The sequence below is a fragment of the Candidatus Thiosymbion oneisti genome (assembly GCF_900092655.1).
Classification (GTDB): Bacteria; Pseudomonadota; Gammaproteobacteria; order Chromatiales; family Chromatiaceae; genus Thiosymbion; species Thiosymbion oneisti.
Genome location: NZ_FLUY01001775.1, coordinates 1 through 1,936, shown reverse-complemented (window position 1 = coordinate 1,936; position 1,936 = coordinate 1). Strand labels below are relative to the sequence as shown.

Annotated in this window: 2 protein-coding genes; both read right to left on the bottom strand. The window is 53.7% G+C overall.

Translation table 11 applies throughout. The features are described from left to right. Positions 1-218: 218 nt before the first annotated feature. Entirely contained in the window at positions 219-749 is a 531-nt protein-coding gene (locus BQ17_RS18945; RefSeq protein WP_089729797.1) for a hypothetical protein, read from the bottom strand. Between the two features lie 18 nt (positions 750-767). Beyond that, the gene (locus BQ17_RS18940) at positions 768-1,583 is read right to left on the bottom strand and encodes a hypothetical protein (protein WP_089729795.1); all 816 of its coding nucleotides are present in this window, start codon (positions 1,581-1,583) and stop codon (positions 768-770) included. Positions 1,584-1,936: the final 353 nt, after the last annotated feature.

Below are 1,936 nucleotides of genomic sequence, written 5' to 3'. Positions count from 1 at the left end.
TGGCCGAGCAGGTCTTCGTGCTTGATATTCACAGACTTGCTGATGAGTTCCAGTTGGTACTCGAACAGGGTGCTCAGACGTTCGCTTCCACGCATGGCACGCAGCAGCAGGATGTCTTCGCCGAGGGGGGTGGTGACCGCGAGGGTCCGGGCTTGTTGGCTCAAGGGCATGGCTTCTAGCTCCCCATAATCACAGCAGAGTATAGATCGATAGTTTCCCTAATCATCAAAATGTGCCCACGTAATACCGTTCACATCGAGCGACAACAACAAAATCGGAACCGCCACCAACGGCAACACCACGATGAGCGCACGCACGAACGGGAATCGCCTTGGCACATCTGAGCGAAGCGACAATAGGATGGAAAACAACGATGCCAAAAAACCGGCCCCGACGCTGGCGCGAATATACTGGAAGCGTACGTCGTAAAGGATGGGAAGCAATGGAATCGTGAACTGGGATAACACATAGACGAAAAATATGACGGCATAGGCCACCGCGAGACTCAATAGCAACCCGGAAACCATGGATATCCCAACAAACCACCTCAGGGCCAGGGCGCAGAGCAAGGCCGCCGGGAGTAACACTGGTGCCGTGACCCAGAGCTCGAACAGAGCATCGATCAGGAAGTTTCCGGTCAACACCTGGACGATGCGAAACGCCGAGACCTCGTATTCCCCCACCAGCACTAATCCGGCAACCGCAGCCAGAATCACCACGACCAGGACCAAAATCGATTTGATCAACATCGGAAACCTCCTACCTACCTATTTGACCGTCACGCTGGCATAGCAAGTCGTGGGCGGCTCAGGTCGAGTCGAGAATTGGATAAAACGATCCAGGTTGCTTTTGACCCAGGTCGCCATAGTATCCTGACTGGTATCCAATTCCACCGTCTGTCCGGGCTTACAGGGGTCGAGTCTGCGCTTCGCTGCGCTCTCCTTCAGCAGCCCGTCTCCCGTATGGAAAAACAAGGCAAGGATCGGTGGCGCATTGCCAATCCAGATTCCCCCGGACAAGGTGAAATAATCTTGCGATGCCTGCCCCATAATCGCTCCGATCATTTCAATTGCCGATGCAGCTTCCAGTCGAAGGCACTGTAGCTCGAGATTCGTCGCAGTCGGATGCAACAACCGCGCCCGCTCGGTATGGATGCTGCCCCATCCAATCCCCTCACCTAACGGAAGGGGTGGATCTTCCGTGAAGATATCCAAGACCCTTCCAAGGTAGTACTGGAGGTAATCCGACCAACGACCTCTCTTGTTTTCCTCGTATTCCCAAGCGATCGCTCCAGCGATGGCTCTCGCATCGATATTGTGCTGGTGCCCTGCCTCGAGGATATCCGAAGAAAACTCGATGAGCACCTCGTCGAGGGTTATCTCGAACAGCGACGTGGACAGATTGCAGCTGCCGACATCGGGTAGCCGCCGTTCAAGCGCCCACGTCAAATCATTAACGGTATCTCGTACCTTGCGTTCAACCGCTGCCTGGGTCTCCCTTAGTATCCACCTTCTTACCGCATCGAGGGGATCGTCTGGATTCGGAAAGGGGTCGTTTGGAATTGGAAACGGAATCTCTGGCACGTTTCTGCCTCCTATTAACCGTTGCAAAAGCTTTCCGCGCGATTCTACATATTATTTTAGGCGCCGAGCGTAGCGTATCGAGTGTCCTTAAGCCTAAATGCCAAGACGAAGTGCGAAATATCCTTTGTATTCCATCATGGTGCCACCTCCGATTCTATTCAGGAAGTTGCGAGTTTTCGATAAGTGCAGCAATTTCTCTGAATTTATCCGCAAGCTTACTTGCCGCTTCAGGGTCGGATACAGATCAATGCCATTAAGTTAAGCGTCACCGGCGCTGTTTGTGATTGGTTGATCCCTGTTTTCGTTCGCCCTCTCCCCAACCCCTCTCCCGCCGGGAGAGGGGCTTTGAGGCT